Source organism: Paenibacillus sp. FSL R5-0887 (genome assembly GCF_038002305.1).
GTDB classification, from domain to species: Bacteria; Bacillota; Bacilli; order Paenibacillales; family Paenibacillaceae; genus Paenibacillus_AQ; species Paenibacillus_AQ odorifer.
Genome location: NZ_JBBOCE010000001.1, coordinates 24,713 through 43,091, shown reverse-complemented (window position 1 = coordinate 43,091; position 18,379 = coordinate 24,713). Strand labels below are relative to the sequence as shown.

At 48.9% G+C, this 18,379-nt stretch carries 13 protein-coding genes; 4 read left to right on the top strand and 9 right to left on the bottom strand.

Annotated elements, in window-relative coordinates; genetic code table 11:
* Positions 1 to 71 precede the first annotated feature (71 nt).
* From MKY14_RS00170 to MKY14_RS00155, 4 genes are all read right to left on the bottom strand, one after another.
* Positions 72 to 1,688 carry a response regulator gene (locus MKY14_RS00170; RefSeq protein ID WP_256717495.1) on the bottom strand — a complete coding sequence of 539 codons (1,617 nt, stop codon included), beginning with the start codon at positions 1,686 to 1,688 and terminating at the stop codon, positions 72 to 74.
* A 7-nt stretch (positions 1,689 to 1,695) separates the two neighbouring features.
* Positions 1,696 to 3,465, bottom strand: a complete 1,770-nt coding sequence (locus MKY14_RS00165; RefSeq protein WP_076124874.1) for a cache domain-containing sensor histidine kinase — start codon at positions 3,463 to 3,465, stop codon at positions 1,696 to 1,698.
* 45 nt (positions 3,466 to 3,510) lie between these two features.
* Positions 3,511 to 4,329 carry a carbohydrate ABC transporter permease gene (locus tag MKY14_RS00160; RefSeq protein ID WP_076125141.1) on the bottom strand — a complete coding sequence of 273 codons (819 nt, stop codon included), beginning with the start codon at positions 4,327 to 4,329 and terminating at the stop codon, positions 3,511 to 3,513.
* 90 nt (positions 4,330 to 4,419) lie between these two features.
* A complete protein-coding gene (locus MKY14_RS00155) occupies positions 4,420 to 5,316 on the bottom strand; it encodes a carbohydrate ABC transporter permease (protein ID WP_038569654.1) in 897 nt (298 codons plus the stop codon).
* 236 nt (positions 5,317 to 5,552) lie between these two features.
* Between MKY14_RS00155 and MKY14_RS00150 the strand changes: the two genes are divergently transcribed.
* Both MKY14_RS00150 and MKY14_RS00145 read left to right on the top strand, forming a co-directional pair.
* On the top strand, positions 5,553 to 8,093 hold the full coding sequence (locus tag MKY14_RS00150) for a heparinase II/III domain-containing protein (RefSeq protein ID WP_340975455.1): 2,541 nt from the start codon (positions 5,553 to 5,555) through the stop codon (positions 8,091 to 8,093).
* 26 nt (positions 8,094 to 8,119) lie between these two features.
* Positions 8,120 to 8,440, top strand: coding sequence for a cupin domain-containing protein (locus MKY14_RS00145; RefSeq protein WP_036683993.1), 321 nt, complete (start codon positions 8,120 to 8,122; stop codon positions 8,438 to 8,440).
* 67 nt (positions 8,441 to 8,507) lie between these two features.
* On the opposite strand, the gene MKY14_RS00140 is transcribed toward MKY14_RS00145, so the two are convergent.
* The 3 genes from MKY14_RS00140 to MKY14_RS00130 are packed head-to-tail and all read right to left on the bottom strand — an operon-like array spanning position 8,508 to position 11,612.
* Positions 8,508 to 9,635: a glycoside hydrolase family 88/105 protein gene (locus tag MKY14_RS00140; protein WP_076278570.1), complete on the bottom strand. Its 1,128-nt coding sequence runs from the start codon at positions 9,633 to 9,635 to the stop codon at positions 8,508 to 8,510.
* Between the two features lie 47 nt (positions 9,636 to 9,682).
* Positions 9,683 to 10,747 carry an alpha/beta hydrolase family protein gene (locus tag MKY14_RS00135; protein WP_254848713.1) on the bottom strand — a complete coding sequence of 355 codons (1,065 nt, stop codon included), beginning with the start codon at positions 10,745 to 10,747 and terminating at the stop codon, positions 9,683 to 9,685.
* A complete protein-coding gene (locus MKY14_RS00130) occupies positions 10,722 to 11,612 on the bottom strand; it encodes a pectinesterase family protein (RefSeq protein WP_076191130.1) in 891 nt (296 codons plus the stop codon). Before MKY14_RS00130 ends, MKY14_RS00135 begins: the two co-directional genes overlap by 26 nt.
* Positions 11,613 to 11,685: 73 nt before the next feature.
* Between MKY14_RS00130 and MKY14_RS00125 the strand changes: the two genes are divergently transcribed.
* On the top strand, positions 11,686 to 12,567 hold the full coding sequence (locus tag MKY14_RS00125; RefSeq protein ID WP_076124866.1) for a helix-turn-helix transcriptional regulator: 882 nt from the start codon (positions 11,686 to 11,688) through the stop codon (positions 12,565 to 12,567).
* Positions 12,568 to 12,574: 7 nt separating this feature from the next.
* On the opposite strand, the gene MKY14_RS00120 is transcribed toward MKY14_RS00125, so the two are convergent.
* Both MKY14_RS00120 and MKY14_RS00115 read right to left on the bottom strand, forming a co-directional pair.
* The gene (locus MKY14_RS00120) at positions 12,575 to 14,029 is read right to left on the bottom strand and encodes a glycoside hydrolase family 28 protein (protein ID WP_340975453.1); all 1,455 of its coding nucleotides are present in this window, start codon (positions 14,027 to 14,029) and stop codon (positions 12,575 to 12,577) included.
* A gap of 19 nt (positions 14,030 to 14,048) precedes the next feature.
* Positions 14,049 to 15,614, bottom strand: coding sequence for a glycoside hydrolase family 43 protein (locus MKY14_RS00115; RefSeq protein ID WP_076304371.1), 1,566 nt, complete (start codon positions 15,612 to 15,614; stop codon positions 14,049 to 14,051).
* Positions 15,615 to 15,816: 202 nt separating this feature from the next.
* Here MKY14_RS00115 and MKY14_RS00110 point away from each other — a divergent pair, with 202 nt between their 5' ends.
* Positions 15,817 to 18,060, top strand: coding sequence for an AraC family transcriptional regulator (locus MKY14_RS00110; protein WP_340975451.1), 2,244 nt, complete (start codon positions 15,817 to 15,819; stop codon positions 18,058 to 18,060).
* The last annotated feature ends 319 nt before the right edge of the window (positions 18,061 to 18,379 follow it).

The window sequence follows — 18,379 nt, the reverse complement described above, 5'->3', positions numbered from 1 at the left end:
TGAAATCGCATTCATTTCTTAAGAAAATTATAATTCCACTGCCCTTTTATCAGTGAAGGAGAAAACAACTGTCAATGGGAGACGAAATCACTGTTTCCCTCCACTTTGGGCAAGGTATATTTTGCACGAAAGTCAGTCGGCGTCATTCCGGTGTATTTTTTGAACTGCTCTGTAAAATAGGGTCGATCCTCATAGCCCAAAGAGATGGCAATATCCTGAACCTGTATGCCTTCCAGCACCAGCTCCTTGGCTTTGTCCATTCGTCTCCCGATAATATATTGGGCGAGTGTCATTCCCGTCTCCTTTTTAAAAAGATTGGAGAAGTAGCTAGGACTAAGATGCACCTCCCGTGCACAGTCCGCGACGGATAGATTTCGCTGCAGATTTCCATTGATATGAGTGATGGCCCGATCCACAAGCATACGCGCGTCACTGCATTGGCGTTGTTGCAAATACGTACAGCCCAAACGGCAAAATTCCCGAATCTGGCGGCTAAGATCTTCAAAAGAGACTGCACTGCTCATGTCTGCAAGCTTATTTTCCAGAGTTTTAACTTCCGAATCCGTTGCTTTTTCCGAAAAAATCCGATGGATAGAATGAGCCAGTTCAAGACATAACGTCTTAACGATGGACGGGTTAGGCGTTGCCGGTGCAGTAATCCAATCATGCCAAATATGATCCAGCTGCTCCTCTGCTTTGGACAAATTCGCCGAACGCAGACAATAAAGCAATTCTTTCTCCTTGTCATATGAGTATCTGGGTAGCACGGCATTCACGACTGCATCTTCAACATAGGTGTACACGCTGTTCCCACCGTTCAGAAAGGTGTTCGCAAGTGCAGACAGCGCCTGCGCATAGGAAGCAGAAAGCTGCCCTACCTCCTCCACCTCTCCACCCAGTCCAATGGATACCGTCTGGTACGTATACCGATGTACATTTTCCCGGCATTTCTCTGCAAGTTGCTCCATATTCGGCTCCGCCAGAGGGTTCATCACAATAACGAACTGATTCACATTTTCCCGGAACACAATGCCCCGAGTGTATTCGGATATTGTATTTTCCAAAATATTCTGTACGGCAAAGCGGATTAATTCCACCTCGGAAACCGTAAGTTCTGATGTACGTTCCACAAAAAAATCCACTTCCGCTACCATCACGCAAAAGTTATGGTTATTCATCTCGATATTGTAAAAATCCCACTGCTGGCTCAAGTGCTGCTGCCTAGTGCCGTAACGGATGAGCAGACGCATATATTCCTGACGCAAATAAGGTAAGCTCTCGCGCAGCTTTTGTTCCATGCCCATCATCTGCTCAGCTTGACTGCGTTCCCGTTCCAACACTTCTTTGGCCTTCAATACGGATTCAAGCACTTGAACCTTGGTATACGGTTTTACAATCAGATCAAAGGCACCCAGCTTAACTGCTTCCTGGGCATAGGTGAAATCAGAATAACCCGTCAAAAAAATCAGTTTGATGCCTGGCTGCTCGGCTTGGATGCTCCGCATCATCTCTAAACCATCCTTAAAAGGCATTCGGATATCCGTCAATACGATGTCAGGACGATGCTTGCGGATCTGCTCCAGACCTTCTTCCCCGTCTGCCGCGGTGGCCGCGATCACAATCCCATGTTCCTCCCAAGGAATCCGCTGCGACAATCCGCGGACCACTGCAGGAATATCATCAACAATACATATTTTAATTGAATGGGCGCTCAGGATTTATTCCCCCTTCCACAGGAATGGATAGAACAGCTTCGGTTTCAACACGCGGACTGCTTCGAAAGACCAATCCGGCTTCTTTGCCGTAGTACAGCTGCAGTCGGCTACATATATTAGACAGAGCGTAACCTCCACTACCGTTCGGCTCCTTCAGCCAGGCATTGAGTTTCTCCGCATTCATGCCGGTTCCGTTATCGGTAACCCGGATGAGCAGTGTGTTTTTGGCTACTTCTACAGAGATCCGGATCACTCCCCCTCCCCTTAATTCCTTAAGGCCGTGCAGGATTGAGTTCTCCACCAAGGGCTGAATAATAATTTTCAACACAGGAAGCTCCAGCAGTTCCACTCCGGCATCAATTGTATAGTCAAACAACCCTTCATAACATTGCTGCTGAAGGTTTAGATACTGGCGGACATGTTCCAGTTCCTTGCCTAAGGTCGTAATTTCCTGCCCGTTGTTCAGTCCCAGCTGAAACAGTGCAGACAGCGAAATGACCATCTGTTTCACATCTTCATATTCATCCATCTCACATTTCCAGAAAATCGTGTTTAATGTGTTATATAAAAAATGAGGCTCGATCTGCGCCTGAAGCGCCTTGATCTCCGCTTTTCTCTTTTCTTTTTCTGTATCCTTGACTTCAGCAATCAACTCACCAATCCGGTCCAACATCTGGTTAAATTTGCGTCCCGCCTCCCCAATCTCATCCTGGAAAGGACTCTGGAAGCGTGCACTGAGATCCTCTTGCTCAACACGAGACATCGTCCGTTGCAGTTTCAGCAGCGGTCCCAGTAGCAAAGCGGACAGATACCTTGCAAGGAAAAGCGCGATGACGATACATGCCGCCATGATCATCAACACCAGCCATTGAATACTCCGAACAGGTTGCAGCAGTTCCTTTTTGGACAGGTAGCTGACCAACACCCAGTCTTTTGCGTACCCTGAACTGGCATAGCTGAGCAGCATTGGCCCATCCCCAGCAGAATATTCAAAATTACCCCGGTCCGCTTCCCTCAGTTTGTCCAAAAACACAGAGTCCCGAGACCATTCCGGACGTCTCCCGTCTCCGAAGACGCTTGTTCCCTCTTTATTGATCAGTAAAAAACGCGCGGAGCCAAGACTCCCGCCTCCACTTACAGTATCTTCAAGAATGTCCTCTTTTACATTAACGATCAAAAATAGATCAGGGACATAATTGTCTGTAAGCGGCTGCAAGACTAGGGAAATAACATGGTGTTTCCCGGCAAATAGCTCGTCCCGATGACTCTCCACCCAATTGGTTTCAGGTTTCTCCTTAATCCGTTGATACAGCGAAGATTCTAGAAACGGGGTCAAGGTTCTGCGCTGATTGCTGGTAGAGTAGAAATCCCCGTCCGGCGTACTGATCAAGATAGATTCAATGGAGTTTTCCGTCAACTCTACCTGCGTGAAGGGCGCTTGCAGCATAGAAAAATTGGCAAAAAAACGTTCCATATTATGAGCTTTAATATCCCGGATGGTCTGCTGATAAGCTTCGCTCAACATCATCGTGGAGGAAGCCACAATGATTTGCTTTAACTTCTGGTCCAGGACATTGATTGACTGAGTCAGCACATTTTGATTTAACTCGACAGAGTTACGCTCCATCGCCCGAGAAGCGATGGAGTAAGCCAATAAACCGGTGACAGAAATACAGAATACCGTCAGTGCGGTAAAAGATAGCCATATTCTTTTCTTCAAAGAGGTACGATAAACCCAGGCCTTCAGCATGTATTCACATCCTTCTTGAATAGCTGTCCGAAGCCCGCCCCGAATTTAGCCCTTTACAGAGCCAGCTGTCATCTGCATGAACGATTTATTAGCGAAAATATAGACAACAATCATTGGCAACATGGACAGACATGCACCCGCGAGCATCAATTGAGGTTGCGCCGCATCGCCGATACCATATTTTAGCCCCGCCAACCCTACGGTGAGTGTCTGTAATTTTGGCTGTGTCATGGTAAAAACCAGCGGCAGAATATATTCGTTCCATGCTCCGCGGAAGGTCCAGAGCGCCGTGACTCCAAGGGCGGGCGTCAGAAGCGGTAAGATAACTCGAAAGTATACGCTATAGAAATTACAGCCGTCAATAAAAGCAGCCTCATCCAGATCCTTCGGAATCGCTCGTACAAAACCAATCAACATAAAAAATGCCGTGGCATGCGCACTAATCAGAATAATAATGACACCCCATAACGATTTCTGTAGATTAAGCGCTACCATAAGGTCAAATTGCGGCCGAAGCACCACAGCACCGATCGAGATAAACAGCGTGCAGGACTGAATTACAACATATATACGTTTCCCGTAAAAATCGACTCTCGCTACCGCATATGCGGCCATCGTTCCAATGAATAGAGTGCCTAAGGTGGTAAAGATACTGATAAACACACTGTTCCATGTAAAGCGGGCAAAGTTAGCCGAATTCCAAGCCTGCGCGTAGTTTCCAATCTGCCATGACTTAGGCAGCAAGGTGGTTCCTGTCGTCAACTCCAGATTGGTCTTAAGGGATCCAAAAAAAGCCAGAATAATCGGAAACAACGCAAAAGCCGCCACTATAAGTAGAAAAATCCACAGCAAGGTCCGGGACAGCACCGCTCGGGTCTTGAAGGACCGGACAGGCTGGACCGAAGTGTTCTTCGTCTCCGCATGTAATGTACTCACTGTTCATTCTCCTCTCTTTTAATAGATATCATTTAGCTTTTTAGATACATAAAAGTAGACTAAGGTAATCAGACCTACAATAACTGCTGTGGCAAAACCAACCGCACTACCGTAGCCAAATTGCTGAATGCTTGTACCCCCACTGGATACAGGGAAGAACAGCTTATACAGGTACAGGTACATAACTTCCGTCTTGCCATAAGGACCGCCTTCGGTAAGCACCATAATACTCTCGTAGCCTTTTAGGGAGGCGGTAATAGCGAGCATAATGATCATTTGCAATACAGGTCCGAGCATGGGAACGGTGATGTTCCACATTTTTCTGAAAGGTCCAGCTCCATCTATAGATGCCGCCTCATAGAGATCCTCAGGAATGTTCTGTAAACCAGCGATAAAGAGCAGCATATAGTTACCGATAGCCCCCCATATCGCAATCATAATAGCTGTTAGTAAGGCATATTTGGGCCCTAGCCAATCTATCGGAGCGGAAATAATTCCAGAGCCGACCAATAGCTGGTTAACCATCCCATTGTATGAATTAAAGATAACGTAGAATACGATGGCCATAACCGAAGCACTGATTACGGTCGGCATAAAGTAAATCGCTCTTAGCAGCTGCCGCCCTTTCAAAGCACGATTGAGGACAACCGCCAGTAAAAATGATAATGGCAAGGTGATGAGCAGCTTGCCTCCAGCGTAGATAAAGGTGTTGACCACTGACTTCCAGAATTCCTGATCCCTTAATAAGCGCTCGAAATTCTCCAGCCCGATAAACAAGGGTTCGCCGAAACCCTGGTAATCATAGAACATGTACTTCAGAGCCCAAAAGATCGGATATACTCCAAAAACCAGCGTCAGAATCAAACTGGGAGCAACGAAGGTCCAGGCGTTAATTTGACGTTTTGATAAATTCATTTATTGTTCCTCCTGTCCATTGGACTAAGCTTATGTCCTTAATGATAATTCTATCCGTTCGTAACGGTTAGGGAGAAAGCGACTGCGCTTGGGGGAGAATTTCACTTTTTCAGTTGCTTTGTCCCCTTTCCTTCATTTGTTTATCTATCCCGTCCTTCGTAAAGCCACGTTTATACTAATTAAGAGAAAGCTCACCCACGAACCATGACTACTTTACAAGGAGGTTAGAACTACCGATGATTTCAGCATATGGTGGCGGTACACGCCCCTTCGGATGTTATACCGAAGGAGAGCTGGAGGGCATACGCCTTAGAATCGAACAGCTTCCCAAGGTCCGGCAAGAGTACGAAAGACAACAACAGCTGTCTGAACAATTTGCCAGCCGAGAAGCTGCTGCGCCCCTCCATAAACTCGGGGTGTTCCGGGTAGAACCCTTTGTTTTTAAAACCCCTCCCAGAACGGCCTTCCTCAAGCTTTCTGTACAGATTCGGGGAAAGGGCACGGCGCGCATCGGGGGCTTGCGTCTGACTCATTCGCAGCTTGGCTTGCCGGTTGAACTAGCGAATGGCGGTCTAGAATCTGGGATGCTGGGGTGGAGTCAAGACCGAGAAAACGGAAGCACAGTATATCTAGAGAAATTGGCCAGCTGGCAGCAGGGTCTCCAGCCATCTGGTGTAACCCCTTCTGGCGCTAGTCTGGCAGACGATTTGCAATGTATCTGCATCAGTAATGAGGAAGTGAAAGGATTGACAATCCTTCATTATGGAGAGACCATACCTGTATACGAAGGTGATCATTACAGCGTGCAGACGGTGCTCAGTCTGGAAGCTCCTCTAGGCGAAGGAATCTGCATCTGGGTCCATTTTCTAAATGCTGCGGGGCAGCCATTGGGAACTGAGCTGCTCTCCCCGCTTTTTAATCGGCCGACGCTTACCAATTGGGCCTACCTGCTGGAGGCTACAGGAGCGGACGCCAATATGTATATGACCACGGGTGAAAGTAAATTTGCGGTTCGAGCCAAGCAAAAGCTCCAGTACATGCTTGCCGATATGCGGGTAGGCATGGATATTTTCCGTAGAGACGGCTGGCATGACGATGATACTTACGGCGCGGTGCATATCGGGAGGGGGCTCGCTGCTGCTTCGGTAATCTACGATCAGATTGCTGGCAGCAGTGTATTCCTCACTGGAGAAGAAACCGAACTTCTCGCTCATTTCCGCTATATCGCAGACATGATGATGGATACCCACTACTACCGGTTTGATCTGGAGACCTTCCCAGATGAAAAGGGGGGAAAACGCAGTAATTGGAATGCCGACCGGGCAACCGGACTGGGTGTATATGCCCTCCTCTTTCCCAATGAAAAACAAAGTGAGGCATATCTTGATCATGCCCTCTCTGTCATCAACTGGCAGCTGGCAGAAGTGGTGGATTCAGACGGCGCATGGCCAGAAAATATTCGCTACCATGGCGCAGTATTGCATCGCTATTTTCTCTTCTTCGTCCTATTAAAGCGTTTGAAGGGCATTGATTATTTCAAGCATGAGAAGGTAAAGGGCATGTACCGTTTCCTAATCGGAACAGTGACTGCACCAGATATTATTCAAGGCGGCTCTTCTGGCTCCCCCATCCTGCTTACACCAGCGGTCGGCGATGCCAATGTGCAGGAAAAATGGTTTCGCTTGCTTGGATATGCGGCCCCATTCTATATGGACGAAGACCCCCAGCTTGCCGGGGAAATGCTCTGGACGTGGAAGCACGGCGGAGAACCTATTGAGGATAGTGGCGCATTTCCTCTGCCTCTGGTCGCGCTGTTATATCCACAGCCCGACTTAACAGAACAAAGGCCTGCACTCGACTCCGTACATTATCCCGATATCGGTTATGTCATCTTCCGCAACGGAGAACAGAACCTTCAGCATTATGCAATCTACGAGGCGTCTCCGCTGACTTATCACGCTCATCATGATGAAGGGCACTTCTCCATCTGGGCAGATGGTGTTCCAGTAACCCTTGATTCTGGAACGGGAGGTTACTATAACGGAGATCGGCATTGGTATGTGTCCAGCGCAGCTCATAATGTTGTTCAATTTACCGATTCATTCGGAAATTTTGCCAATGGCCCACTGCAAAGCACATGCAAGGAAGTACGCTTTTCAGAAGAGTTAGATCATGCCAGCAGTCTTATTCCAGAGGCTAACGCCAGAGAATATGAGCGGAATTTCTTGTTCATTAAAGCAGGCTTTAACGTCTACTTGATATGGGATCGAATTGAGGGAGCATCGAACAGCGTCTGGAATCTGCATACACTCAGTACTGATGCAAGTATAATGGAGCAATCCATTGATGCAGCTTGCCTGAACGGCAAGCACCTAAGCGCTTATATCGCCGAACCAGAACTTCCAGTGATTACAGTGGGAGAAGGCGCTGTCGCCGGGAATTATCCGCTGGCAGAGCAGCAACATTTCCGTGTTTATGGTGGTACAAGCGATTACGTCATTCTGCTTCATCCCCGGACAGAAGATGCTTCTTCACTACAGCTTGAACAGCTTGATTATGAAGAGGCTGTCGAAGGAGTACGCTTGTACAGGATATCCCGTACGGATGGAAAATGGTTTATCGCCGCCATCAACGGCACCAAGGAGGAACACCTTGTTACTGTTCCGGGTCTCGGACCGCTTAGGCTGCTCGGAGAATCTGAGTCAACATCCGGGCAACCTGAAGCAACCCAATTAAGAATTGAGGCAGGCAGAATTCACATCGCCATGCCCCGATAACTATATACAAGGAGGAAGATTAGAACATGAGCAATCTTGGAGTATGGGAACCAGCAGAACCGGGAGTTAAACGCTGTATCTTGAACGCTGCAGCCAGTCTGATGATGATGGAGGTTCATTTCGAAAAGGGAGCCGAGGGCTATGAGCATAGCCATCCTCACGAGCAGATGAGCTACTGTCTGCGTGGAAGCTTTGAATTTCGTATTGACGGCGAGAAGCATAAGGTAACCGCGGGGCAAAGTATTGCCATACCGCCAGATGCAAAGCACGGTGTAACCGCATTGGAAGCAGACTCTGCGCTGCTCGATGTCTTCACACCTATCCGCGAGGATCTGCTGAAACGCTAATAAATATATATCTGGCAGCAAAAAAAGGCCCAATCATTCCATTTCAGAGGGAATGATTGGGCTTCTGTTATTTTTCAGCTTGGTACCGTTCCACCTCAAGTGATGCTAATAACAATGGAGCGACGCCCATAGGCACATCCGACAATACGTCCTCAGAGATATAGTAATCGTATGAGCCATTACGGTCTTTGCTCAGACCCGCTCCATGACAGATCTGGTGCAAGTGCACACCTTGTTCATCCTCTTCAGTCAAATGCGTCAAAATGCCTTCATACCCTTGCAACATCGCCTCTATAAAAGAGGATTCCAGATAACCTAATCTTAGTCCCTTAGCCATCGCATAAACAAACATGCACGAGCCGGAAGCTTCAAGATAATTGCCTTTTCTCCCCGCTTGATCTAACACCTGGTACCAGAGGCCAGTCTCCTTGTCTTGAACCTCCAGAAGCGCGCCGCACATCCGCTGGAAAATGCCAATGATCGTCCCCCGCTGCGGATGAGTGAGCGGAAAATGCTCCAGGCAATCAACCACAGCCATCGCATACCAACCCATCGCCCGGCTCCAAAAATGAGAGGACAATCCGGTAGACGAGTCAGCCCATTCCTGCTCTTTGGATTCATCCCAGCCATGATAGAGCAGACCGGTCCGTGGATCACGGGTCCGCCGCTCAACCAGCAGCAGCTGATGCGCCGCTTCGTCAATCAGTTCAGGTCGTTGAAAAACCTTGCCGTATTCCGCTAGGAATGGCGATGCCATGTACAGCCCGTCCAGCCACATCTGGAAAGGGTATACCTTCTTATGCCAGAATCCCCCTTCGGAGGTGCGGGGATGTCCAATAAGCTGTGCGGCCAGCAAATGGGCTGCTTCAGCATACCGTTCTTCTCCGGTTTTCTGGTATAGCAAGAACAGGTTTTTCCCCTCGTTAATCTGGTCCAGATTGTATTCTTCCAGCCTGTAGGTACGGATGGAACCATCCTCTCCAATAAATGTGTCCATATGCCGCTCCATAAAGGAGACATACTCAGGCTGGTCGAGCTGAACACCCGCCCGGGCCATTGCCATCAGCAGCATGCCCGGAACATAAGCCCATCTTTCCAGCACATATTCATGCTCTCCCTGCTTGTTGCACCCTCCAAGAATCGTACTCGCGATTTTACTGGACAAGCGAACGGTTGTTGCTTCAGTTATAGACATCCTTATTCCTCCTTCGTTTGTCATCCATATGAAGTCTAATCTTATGCTCAGTTGAGCTGCTTGCGCAGCCAGGCAAAGGCTGGTTCACCATGAATCTCATGACCTCCGGTGAAGAAGTCCGCTTCTACCTGTCCGATATGATTCGCCGACCTGTAAATCGTCTGCAACTGGGTTAAAGCTAATTTTGTTCCGCGCGGGCCAAACAGATGATCAGCATCTCCCGATTCGAGGAACAGGCCACGAGGGGCAATGAGGCCCAGTAGGTCAGGCATCTCCGCTTCCAGCAAAATCCCTGGAATATAATTATCAAGGCAATGATTGCGTGTCAGAATACTGTCTGCGAAAGTATTGGCATACCCGCTTACGACCGCACAAGCGATTCGTTCGTCAAGTGCAGCTGTGAAGCCAGCCACCAGTCCCCCGCCGGAAATACCCATAATTCCAATTCGTTCATCCTTAACTTCTTTTCTTGTCTGCAAATAATCCAGTGCCCGCATGGTTTCGTAGATACGGTAGCCGGCCATTGTCTTCCCAACCATCAACAATGCGGATGACAGGCGAAAGCAGGAATTACGTCCAGGCTCCCCGCTTGTTAGGTCTTCTTCCAATCGTCTGTCCCCAAAGCCGAGCAGCTCCGGGGCTGCCACTACAAAGCCCTGTTTTACCAGTGAAACAGCGAAGTCTTTGTGCAGCCCTGGATCTCCCTGCCGATCCGATCCGTCCGGGTTCAAGCCTACGATCTCCCGGCTTCCATAGCCATGTCCATGAATGGCAAGAACGGCAGGAACAGGGGTAGAGAACGGCTGATCCGGGATCAAAAGATACAGCGGCATGCGCAACCCTTCATAGGTAGTTATCTCTATACGTTCACGGGTATACCCGGAGCAGACGGTTCGTTCCAGCAGAACCGGTTGCAGCTCCTCAGCTATTTCTGGAAAGCCACCTAACCGCTTCGTAAATGCTGTGCTAAGCTCATCACGCCATTGCTGAAAGGGTATGTCTTTGCTGAAAGCCGAGTTGCGTTGAGCTGAACCAGCTAGTTCTTTCATGTATTGTTCCAGAGGCTCCATCCGAAGTGCTCCTTCCTTAATATCCTTCAGGATGCCAGCCATCAAGCACGGTCAGCACCCTATACTCCGCAGCTTCCTGTGGAATCAGCTGCCGCGACCATGCAGCTCTGGCTTCGGGATTGGCTCCCGGTCCACTGCTGCCATATTCTTCATAGCGGCTAGTTTCCTCCCTGTCCGGCTGCCCCCAATTATGCCAGCCTTCGCCGATAATCGAACTGTCTATGACCGTGCGGATAAAAGCCACATGTGCATAAGGGCGCCAAGGTCGGCCAAGATACACTTCACTTACACCTTGACCGCCAGTAATTTCACAATCGAGGAATACATAACCAAACGGTGCGCCTTCAGGCGTTGATGCGGCTGTTATATATCCTCTGGAACGCTTGTTATGCAGCCGGCAACGTTCAAACAAAGCCGTAGCCGCGCCAAAAATATAATCCACATCGCCTTCAATGTAACATTCGTTATAATATTGCTTTCCTTGCCCTGTATACAAAGTATCCTGATCACCCAGCAGGCGTACACGCCGGAATACAGCATGACCAGCATCAACAAAAGCAGCCACCGCCTGGCCAGTGCCGGGACCTGATGCATTTCGAATGGTCAGATTTTCAGCGGTGAAATGCTCAGCGAATACATTCAGGGTACCGGATTTGAATGTGCCAATCGGCTCTCCGTCCGGACCTAAAGTGTGCGCGTTGTCTGACCACGTAATGATGGTGGAATTCGTGTCTTCCCCCAGTAGCAGAACCGGAGGCGTTCCCTGTTTCACTGTAATTTTTTCCTCGTAAATGCCGGGTTTGATCCGAATCGTCACTTCTTCCTTGTGTTCCTGTGGAATTGAATCCAATGCTGCCTGTAGACTACTGAATCCTTCGTCGACACTCTTAGAGACTGTAATTAACATCTGCGGCTCCTTTCCTATCAACCTGAGTTTATTCTATAATAACCGTAACGCTTCGTAAGAGAAGAGGAGAATTATGACTACCCTGACTAGCCCCAATCACAAATATCATATTGAAGAAGACCGCTACAGCATCCAGCATATGAAACGTAAAGGCATCACTGCTATGCCACGTCCCCACAGCCATGACTTAGCCGAGCTGTACTATCTGATACAAGGGGAGCGGGTATACTTTGTGGACGACCGAGTCATTACGGTTCATAAGGGTGAGCTTATTCTTATCTCCGGAAGGGAGCTTCATTCCACAGCAAGCTCGGAAGTAGCCGAATTCGAGCGGATTCTGATCAACTATGATCCTGCTCTTCTACCGCCATCCCTGCAGAATGAAGCCATCTGGTTTCATGACCGCGGGTACCGCTTGTTCAAGCTGACCCTGCGCGAGCAGGACGAAGCGGAAATTCTAATGAACCGGATGCTGGAAGAATGCCGGTTGCAGCGCCCGTATTACGAAACCAGCGTAATCGCTTTATTCTCCGAGCTGATGATTCTCCTCCAGCGTTCAGAGAGTATCTCACAAGCTGGAGGGACGAAACATCCGCTCCATCATCTAGTAACGGATGTAGCCACCTATATCCGTGATCACTACCGTGAGGCCCTTACTCTGGAAGAGACTGCGAGTAATTTTTACATTAGTCCTTCATACTTGAGCCGTGTATTTCACCGATTGACGGGTTTTCACTTTCGGGAATACATCGTTCATGTCCGCGTAAGGGAAGCCGAACGGCTGCTTGTCGGATCTACAGGCAAAATCCAGGAGATCGCCTCCGCTGTCGGATTTGAACATCTTTCCCATTTCAATAAAACATTCAAAAAATCAACCGGTCTGACCCCGCTCCAATACCGAAAAGAAGCAAGGTCACACCCACGGAAGTTCAAGACGGATTTCCATCATCCATAGAATTTTTTTATCTCTCTGTGATCGTCAAATCTTCGGAATGAGTGAGCGTGACGTGGCTGCATCTATGCGCTGTTATCTTCGGCATTTGCGAAGTCTGCAACCGGATACGATCCAGCGTGAGCCCCGTAGCATGCCGCAGCACAATTCCCCGGTCACTCACTGCGTGGAATTTTTCAATGGTTAGATCAGCAAGCGGCATCTCCGGCAGTCCGTTCACTAATAGTGCGGTTGCTGCACCATGGCACACGATGTTCTTCAGGGTAATCTTCCGAAATTGCGGAGTTTCCTCTGTAACCGAAAATAACTGCTCGTCATACCCTTCCGATCCTTCAACCCCTGCATAGAACATATGAAAGGATACAGCCTCGTGGATGATGCCAGTCATGTTGATATTCTCCATTACAATATCCTCCACCACACCGCCTCTTCCCCGGGTGCTTTTGAACCGCAGGCCAATGTCCGTGCCGATGAACAGGCAGTCGCTAACTCGAACTGCATGGACACCTCCGGACATCTCGCTGCCGATCACAACGCCTCCATGTCCGTGATATACCGTGCAATTCCGGATGGTAATATACTGACAGGGCATTCCCCACTTACGGCCTTCCTCATCCTTGCCTGACTTGAGACAGATGGCGTCATCACCCACATCAAAGCTGCTGTGCTCAACTAGAGCATGCGTGCAGGATTCCAAATCAAGGCCATCCCCGTTCTGCGAATACCAAGGATTACGTACCTGAATATTTCGTACGGTAATCTGCTCGCAGCCAATGGGATGAAGACACCAGGCAGGTGAATTCTGGAAGGTCGGCCCTTCCAGCAGCACCCGCCGGCAATTGCGCAGGCTAAGCAACGTCGGACGAAGATACGTACGAGCAGGCAGATAAGCCTCCATACTAGTTTCTCCCTTGTCCCACAGCTTCCGGCAGAAGTCCTCACCTTCCATGGCTTCCCGGGAAGGCCACCATACTTCGCCCTGCGGATCAAGCACTCCTCCAGATTCGATCAAACGCTCCCATTGCTTCTCGGTCATCTTAAACCGCTTCACTGGGCGCCAGCCTTCGCCACTGCCGTCGAATATCCCCTCACCGGTTATTGCCACATCGCTTAAAGCTTCTCCATCGAGCGGAGCCTGACAGCGCCAGCCGGCATTCCCCTCATAATGGGAAGAAAGTAACGGATACAAGGTATGATCAGGGTCAAACTGCACCAACGCCCCCTTGTCTACATACAGATTAATTCGACTACGTAAAGTAAGGGGTCCTGTGCGCCAGATGCCAGCGGGAATAACAACCTTTCCGCCTCCCGCCGAAGCGCAGGCATCCAGTGCAGCCTGAATAGCAGAGGTACATAGCGTTAATCCCCCCTCTTCTGCCCCATAATCCGTGATTGCAAAAGTCCGTTCGGGAATCTGGGGAAGCTCGGGAATCGGATACGTGTTAGTTACAAGATTGCTGCTCATTGAATTTCACCTCCTCCTATTACTCAAGTCCTTCATAGCTAAACCAGTCGAAATCGGCATAGCTTTCGCTCTTTGCACCTTGAGAGCTTGTGTACATCCCGAGGTATGCTCCTGTGAATCCTCCGGCCAGATCGGTGCTGAGCACTCTGCCATCCGTCCGTTCACAGAAGGCTGTCCACTTGGCGGCTTCAGAAGCTCTGTAATAGAAGCTATACTCTTGTCCTCTGGCTTCCACCTTAAGCTGTACCTGATCCTGTAGATATGGCACTGACGCCAGCAGCTGCTCGCTGCCACCCATCCGATGAATCAGCTGTAATACACGTTCGCCTGCCTCTAGCCCCAGTTCATAACGGAAGTGGTGATCCGCATTTTGGAGGAGAACAAGACCAGCTACTTCCCCTTCTGCAGCGGGACTAAACGTCATGTCAGTCGCCGCTCTGAAGCTCAAATGCTGCTGGCGTCTACCGATATAAGATGGATTGGCAATCTCCGAGAGCCGTTCTGGCTTCAGGCGAAGCCGCAGAACTCCAGGCTTGTCGGTAAGACTCCAGAATTCACCCCGCGGTGTCCGCAGGAAATTCCAGATCGGTGCCAGCTCATTACCTATAAACTCATCGCGCGCAGGCAATTCCGGCCATTTTGTCTCTGGCAAATCCGGAGCCTCCGTCTCAAATTCCAGCACTCCTTTGCCAGGATTGACCACAGGCCATTCATTCTCCCAGATTACCGGTGTCAGGAAGGTTTCACGTCCCAGATTGCGGTAATAACCACCGCTGGTTCGTGAAGCCAAGCAGAACATCCACCAGTCACCATGCTGAGTCTCCACTAGCTCTCCATGACCCACATTAACAATAGGATACGCTCTGCCAAGATGGCGATGCGTCAGAATCGGATTGGCTTTATGGCCCTCATAAGGACCGGTCACACTCTTGCTTCTGGCAATCGTAATCGCATGAGTATGCCCGGTTCCGCCCTCGGCAATCAGCACGTAATACCAAGCGCCGATCTTATAAATATGCGGTCCCTCTTGCGCATGAGCTACCTTGAGTGCGCCTTGCCAAATACTCTGCTTCGGACCGATTAGCTTCCCTTGGCTGAGATCAATCTCCTGCAGCCAGATATCCATATGCTTCGGATAAGCCTGCCCTTCCGGCGGAACACGGTTGCCGGTATAATACACCTTGCCGTCTTCATCGAAGAACAAAGAGGAGTCAATACCGGGTGCATCCTCCAACCATACAGGGTCAGACCAGTCTCCGGCCGGATCGGTTGTTGTTACATAAAAATTATGCTGGTTCTTGTCATTGTCAATAAAAGTGGTAATCATATAAAAAACTCCCTCATGATAGCGGAGCGTCGGTGCCCAAATACCCATGGAGGGAATCGAGTGATCCAGATTGAGCTGGGACGGGCGGTCCAGTACATGGCCAAGCTGGCGCCAATTGACCAGATCCTTGCTGTGGAAGATAGGAACGCCTGGGAAAAATTCAAAGCTTGAAGTCACAAGATAATAATCTTCACCAACACGGATAGCGGAAGGGTCAGGATAAAATCCCGGCAGCACTGGATTGTGGAATGTTCTCATTAAAAGTAATCCTCCTCAAAACAATTCAAATGTAAGCACCACCAATTATAGTTCGTATAAGTTTAACTTTCTTGTATTTTCTATGTTCTATTTCTTCATTTTTATACTTTCATGCTATATTGCCCATATTTCACTCCTTGTCAGCGAATGGCTTTTCCCTCTAGAATGGGTGTAATAGGATTTACCTGAAGGGGTGAGCAGCTTGGGAAAAAGAAAGAAATTGTACTCCCGCTTTTTTATGAGCCTAACCGCGATTTCAGTTTGCTGTATTCTAGTACTGGCTGTAGTGATCTTTTATTGGTACCGGAATATTACGATAGATAATGTCAACAAGGCGAACCAAAATGTACTGGTGAATACTGAAACCGTTTTTACAAACTATGAAGAGATCGTCCAGAACTACGCTATGGACTTCTATAGGAATCCAAACATCAACGCGCTCATGATGAATGGCGATACCAGCTGGAGCGACCAGTTGTACAGTGCCTTAAGCCAAATCCGCGGAGCATTGGTTGTGAACCAATATATGGAGAACGCCTACATCATGGGAGTGGATGAGCCTGTTGCCATGTTCGAAAACCTTCCGCTAAGCCCTGAATCCAAGCTGGAGCTATTCTCGAGAATGCGGGATAACATCATTGTTGAATCACCGTTTCTGTGGGAGGCAACCTTGAATAACGGTACCCCCATTACCCTGCTCACCGTGTTTTATAATGACCGGGCGTTTGCGGATAGCGAATATAATGGTGCGGTAGCACTGACCGTCAATTTGGGAAAGCTGCAGAATAATCTGTTTACACAAAAAGAAGGCGAAGCCACCCGTTACGCTGTGCTTGACGGAAAAGCATCTGTGCTCATGCACAGTGCATTATCTGACATCCCTCTGGAAGAGGGCATGTTAAAGCAGGTGGTGTCCTCCACCTCAGAAAGAGGCTCTTTTGTCTATAAGGGAGGTGAAGAGCCACAGCTGATTACCTATGTATATTCTGCAGCGGACAAGCTGTGGTTTGTGTCGGAGACTTCCTACAAGGATAGCATCCGTGATATCTCCAATGCCCGTAATCTGATGACTGGCCTGTGCTTGGCCTTGATTGCCGCCGCATCTATAACCGCCAACCTGATCTCACGGCGGATGTATAAGCCAATCGGCCGGTTGTTCGGCAATATCGCTCATCTATCTGGCAATGAAGAAGCGCTGAAAACCGGTGGCGATTTCGATACCGTAAGCCAGGAGCTCGAACAGATTGGCGTTAAGCTGGAGCAGCTAAAAAAAGAAAGCGATGATAGCGCCTTGATGCGGTGGCTGCTTTCCCCGCAGAGAACACCGGAGAACAGCGGCACACCCCTGATGAGCATAGCCGCTGCTGGGGGAGCATATTGTGTATGCGTGCTGACTGCTCTGGAGCCCGAACAACCTGAAGACTCCGACTTCCGGCATACCTTTGAGGAAAACATACAACAGATTGAACATGCCTTCTGTGAACTTGCAGCCATTCAATCCTTCCGCCCGCATCAGGGCACTGCTGTACTTATTCTGAGTGAGCTTTACAGCGGCAGCTTCGGCGATTACGCTTTGTACCGCGGTAAATGGGAAGAAACCGCCGCTCAGCTACAGCTTTCCGGAGCCTGCTGCGCCTTCGGAATCAGCGGGCTGACGGATGATTTAAACCTACTGAGGGCTAAATACAATGAGGCTGCGGACAGTCTGCAATATATTAAATTTCATGTGCAGCAGAACATCATCTTTGCCGATGATACGATCCACCTGAACAGCAGCCCAATGCCCGACAGTGCCCTTGAACCGGTACTGCAAGCCGTTAAGCAGACGGAACTCTCGAACCATATTCCGCAGGCAGTGGAGAGATTGCTGGCAGTAGCCTGCAGTTACCGCGTCGAGCCTGCCACCATCGCTTTATCGAGACTGGTCTTTGAACTCAGTCGCACGGCTGAGCTTAATGCAGACGTCCAGCATTCCGGCTTTCTAGATAATTACCAGCATATCTGGCAGATCCAAAGCTATGACAAGCTATGGAATTGGATTGTAGACAGCTGTTATACCGCCCACGAGCGTATTGCCAGCATGAGCGCTGTACAGACCAAGAGCATTGCTGGTGAAGCCATTTGTTATATCAGAGATCATTATGATGACTCCAGGCTCTCCCTTAATGCCCTTGCTGACAAGCTATCGCTAAGTCCCGCTTATCTCAGTAGACTTATTGCCGACGAAGTAAACTGCAGCTTTCCCGATTTCGTTAACCTGCTGCGTCTGGAGCAGGCGCAGATGTTATTAGTCACTGAGCTTGACTTGGATATCCGGGAAATTGCCGAGAAAGTGGGCTACAACAGCAGCACCTATTTTACAACCCAGTTCAAAAAGCGTTATGGGGTTACACCTTCTAAATGGAGAATGAATCATATTCTACAGAAACAGAATCTTCCTGATTGACCCGCTAAAAGTAAGGAACAAAGGGGATGTCCCGGCAGCATTTTCATAGCCGGAGACATCCCCTTTTTGACTTTCAATGAATAACCCTCGCGCCGGCCTATACTATGAAATCCCCCTTTAAATCAGGCTTTTGAGCACCCTAAAAACAAAAAAGTTCTGTCTTTTTCGTTTTTTTAAGCTGCCCTTTTCCGCTTTTTTTAACTTTTTTCCGTTTATTATGATAGCGTTTACATTCCGGGTGGATTTATGATTTTCATGTAAATCGTTCTCCTAAAACAAGGGACGGAAATGACAACGCTAGTATAAAGGAGTGGACTGT